Source organism: Corynebacterium sp. (assembly GCF_030535495.1).
Classification (GTDB): domain Bacteria; phylum Actinomycetota; class Actinomycetes; order Mycobacteriales; family Mycobacteriaceae; genus Corynebacterium.
The window spans coordinates 1-4,006 of the sequence record NZ_JAUNRW010000149.1 but is presented as its reverse complement, the minus strand read 5'-3'; the positions used below and the strand labels follow the sequence as shown (position 1 = coordinate 4,006).

General features: G+C 68.9%; 4 protein-coding genes and 1 pseudogene. 3 read left to right on the top strand and 2 right to left on the bottom strand.

Annotated features, from left to right (window positions below):
• Together Q4F73_RS11830 and Q4F73_RS11825 are read left to right on the top strand one after the other, a co-directional pair.
• Positions 1-578, top strand: a 578-nt coding sequence (locus Q4F73_RS11830; protein WP_303359543.1) for a cell wall metabolism sensor histidine kinase WalK, incomplete at its 5' end; no start/stop codon positions are given.
• Entirely contained in the window at positions 579-1,418 is an 840-nt protein-coding gene (locus tag Q4F73_RS11825; RefSeq protein WP_303359542.1) for a mechanosensitive ion channel family protein, read from the top strand. It abuts the gene before it with no gap.
• Here the strand turns inward: Q4F73_RS11825 and trpB are convergent.
• Positions 1,415-2,761: a tryptophan synthase subunit beta gene (trpB, locus tag Q4F73_RS11820; protein WP_303359541.1), complete on the bottom strand. Its 1,347-nt coding sequence runs from the start codon at positions 2,759-2,761 to the stop codon at positions 1,415-1,417. The two genes, Q4F73_RS11825 and trpB, sit on opposite strands and share 4 nt — an antisense overlap.
• A 68-nt stretch (positions 2,762-2,829) precedes the next feature.
• On the bottom strand, positions 2,830-3,255 hold the full coding sequence (locus Q4F73_RS11815; protein ID WP_303359540.1) for an HIT family protein: 426 nt from the start codon (positions 3,253-3,255) through the stop codon (positions 2,830-2,832).
• A gap of 161 nt (positions 3,256-3,416) precedes the next feature.
• Here Q4F73_RS11815 and Q4F73_RS11810 point away from each other — a divergent pair.
• Positions 3,417-4,006: pseudogene (locus Q4F73_RS11810) on the top strand (phosphoribosylamine--glycine ligase); the annotation flags it as partial.

The following is a 4,006-nucleotide window of genomic DNA, read 5'->3' as shown; positions in this document are numbered from 1 at the left end:
CCGACGATGTCGAGCTGGTGCTCACGCGTATCGACGACGAATCCCGCCGCATGTCGCTTCTCGTCGAGGACCTCCTCGCGCTGACCCGCGCCGAGGGTTCCCGCCTGGAACTCAAGACCGTCGACCTGCTCGAGCTGGCGCTGTCGGTGGCGTCCTCGGCGCGTGCCGCCTTCCCCGACCGGGAAGTGTGCGTGACCAACGAGACCTCCTCGGTCCCGGTGGTCAAGGGCGATGCCTCCCGCCTGCACCAGGTGCTGCTCAACCTCATCTCCAACGGGCTCACCCACGGCGGTCCCGAGGCCACGGTGTCGGTGCTGCTGCATCTCGACGGCCGGGACGTGGTCCTCGAGGTCTCCGACGACGGCCGCGGCATGTCCCCCGAGGTGGCCGGGAAGGTCTTCGAGCGTTTCTACCGCGAGGACGCCTCCCGCTCGCGCGCCTCGGGCGGATCGGGCCTGGGGTTGGCGATCACGAAGTCGCTGGTGGAAAAACACGGCGGGACGATTACCGTGGCCTCTGAAGAGGGCTCCGGTTCCGTGTTCACCGTCCGGCTGCCCCGCAAGGTCGAGGAGGAGTAGATGGACTGGCGCGAGGTCGTGCAACGGGTGGAGGATTCCCCGGTCACGGGGTGGGTGATCGCGCTGCTGATCGTCATCATCGGCCTCATCGTGGCCAACCGCGTGGCCCGCGGGATCCGGGCACTGGGCCGGGAGCGGGGGAGTGTGGCCACCGCCGTGTCACTGGTGGCGCGGGTGGTGCAGTCGCTCATCGTCATCATCGCCATCGCCACGGCGCTCAACCTCGTGGGCATCGACCTCGGCCCCGTCCTGGCCAGCGCCGGCGTGGTGGGCATCATCGTCGGCTTCGGGCTCAAGGACATCGCCGAGAACTACATCGCCGGCGTCATCCTCGCCTTCCGCCGGGTCTTCCTCATCGGTGATGAGATCATGGTCTCCGACAAACTCACCGGCCGCGTCGAGGAACTCTCCCTGCGGTATATCCGCCTGCGCACCCGCGACGGCCTGCGCGTCTACCTGCCCAATGCGGCGATCCTCAAGGAACCGCTGGTCAACCTCACCCGCAACGGTTCGCGCCGCGGCGAGTTCCACATCGCCGTCTCCTATGACACCGACCTGGACCGGGCGCGGGAGATCGCCGAGGCGGCCGTGGAGAAGCTCGACGGATTCGGGGCGGACTCCCGCCCGGCGGCGTATGTCACCGAGTTCGGCACCGCCGCGGTGACCCTGCTCATCCACTACTGGTACGACCCGGACCAGTCCGCGCCGGGCAAGCGCAGCCGCGCGATGATCGCGGTGAAAAAGGCCTTCGAGACCCACGGCGTGGACCTGCCGTCGTCCGCCGTGGAGGTCAAGCTCGGGCCCGGCCAGGAGATGTTCCCGACCGACCCGGTGGATTAGTCGGCCTCCGCCTCCAGGGCGGCGATGGCACCGGCGACATCGAGCTTCTCGACGCCGTGCTCGTCCGGATCCAGGTCAGCGGCATCGCCGAGCATGCGGCGAACGTAGTTGACGTCCTTGTCGCCGCGGCCGGAGAGGTTGACCAGGTAGACGCGGTCGGTGCGGCCGGCAGCCTCATCCTCCTCGGCGAGCTTGAGCGCATATGCCAGGGCGTGAGACGACTCCAGCGCCGGGATGATGCCCTCGTAGCGGGTGAGCATGCGGAAGGCCTGCAGGGCCTCGGCGTCGGTGGAACCGACGTAGGTGCCGCGGCCGGATTCCAACAGGTGGGCGTGCTCCGGGCCGACTCCCGGGTAGTCCAGGCCGGCGGAGATGGAGTGGGAGTTGAGCACGTCCTCCTCGCCCTCGCCGAGCATGACGTAGGAGCGCGAGCCGTGGAGAATGCCCACCCGTCCCCGGTTGAGCGGGGCGCCGTGCTTGTCGGTGTCCAGGCCCTCACCGGCGGGCTCGACGCCGATGAGCTGTACGTCCGCGTCGTCGAGGTACTCGGCGAAGGCACCGATGGCGTTGGAGCCACCACCGACGGCGGCGATGACGGCGTCAGGAAGCCGGCCGACCTCCGCGAGCATCTGCTCGCGCGACTCCTTGGAGATCACCCGGTGGTACTCCTTGACCAGGGAGGGGAAGGGGTGCGGTCCGGCGGCGGTGCCCAGCAGGTAGTGGGTGGTCTCGTAGGATTCGACCCAGTCGAGCAGGGCCACGTCGACGGCGTTCTGCAGGCCGTTGCCGCCGTCCTCGTCGACGGGGATGACCTCCGCACCCATGAGGCGCATGCGGTAGACGTTGGCCTGCTGCCGGGCGATGTCCCGGGCACCCATGTAGATGGTGCAGTCCATGCCGAAACGCGCCGCGGCCATGGCGGTGGCCGTGCCGTGCTGGCCGGCACCGGTCTCGGCGATCAGGCGGGTCTTGCCCAGCTTCCTGGCCAACAGCGCCTGCGCCATCACCTGGTTGCCCTTGTGGGCGCCACCGTGGACCAGGTCCTCGCGCTTGAGGAAGATACGGGCATGGCCGCGGCCCTTGCCCTCCCGCGGCAGATTGACGCACTCGGTCACCGGGGTGGGCCGGCCCAGGTAGGAGCGGTAGAGGGTGTCCAGCTCGGCGATGAACTCCGGGTCCTCCAGGGCCTCGGCGTAGGCGCGCTCGAGCTCGTCGAGGACGGGGTAGAGCATCGGGGGCACGAACTGGCCGCCGAACTTGCCGAAGTAGGCGGGCAGGATGGTCTCGCGGGCTTCGCCCTCGGGGATCTCGGGATTGTCGTGCAGGCGCGGGGTGAGGTTCATGAAAATAACTGTAGGCGGCTGACCAAGGCGCCACGGCCGATTCGGGGGAAACCGCCAGCTACCGCGTTCTAACGCGGGTGGCCGTTCTCGTCGGTCTCCATGACCGCGCGGATGCGGGCGGCGGCGTCGTCCATGAGCTCCGGATCGGTGGCGTCCATGGCCATGGCCTGGGAAAAGTTGTACTCCGACATGGCGTCGGTGGGGAAGACGTGGATGTGGGTGTGGGGGACGTCGAAGCCGGCGATGATGTAACCCGCGCGCGCCGCGCCGAAGGCCTCGCGGACCGCGCGTCCGACGTTCTGCGCGACCTCGTTGAGGTGGCCCCACAGCTGCGGCGCCAGGTCGGTCCAGCGGTCGACCTCCTCGATGGGGACGACGAGCACGTGCCCGTAGCGCAGCGGCTCGATGGTGAGGAAGGCGACAACCAGATCGTCGCGGTAGACGAAGCGGCCCGGGAGCTCGCCGTTGATGATCTTGGTGAACACGCTAGTCATGCCGCCCAGGCTACCTGGAGTGCGATGGTGGGTGTCGGAGCGGAACGCTCGATTTCCTCGAAGTGCCGCCGATACCGGAAACGAGGATTTCGAGCGTTTCGCCGCACGGACCTCCCACCGGGATCCACAAGCGGTAGGGCAGTCTCCTAGACTTAATGTCCATGCGCATTCTCGTGATCGGTTCGGGCGGCCGCGAACACGCCCTCCTCAAGGGCCTGGCCGCCGACCCCGCCACCACTGACCTCCACGTCACCCCGGGCAACGCCGGGATGAGCGGCCTGGCCACCGTCCACGCCGACGCCGGAAAGGTCGACGACCCGGCCGCCATGGTGGCCCTGGCGCAGGAGATCGACGCCGAGCTCGTCGTCATCGGCCCGGAGATTCCGCTGGTCGCAGGCGTGGGCGATGCCCTCCGCGAGGCCGGCTTCCGCGTCTTCGGCCCGAACCAGGCCGCCGCGCAGATCGAGGGCTCCAAGCAGTTCGCCAAGGACGTCATGGCCGACGCCGGTGTGAAGACCGCCCGCGCCGAGCAGCTGACCCCCGGCACCTCCGACGCCGACATCGACGCCGCCCTCGACCGCTTCGGTCCCACCTGGGTGGTCAAGGACGACGGCCTGGCCGGCGGCAAGGGAGTGGTGGTCACCCCCGATCGGGCAGCCGCCCGCGAGCACGTGCGTGCCGTCCACGAACTGGGCAACCCGGTGCTGCTGGAGTCCTTCCTCAACGGCCCCGAGGTCTCCCTGTTCTGCCT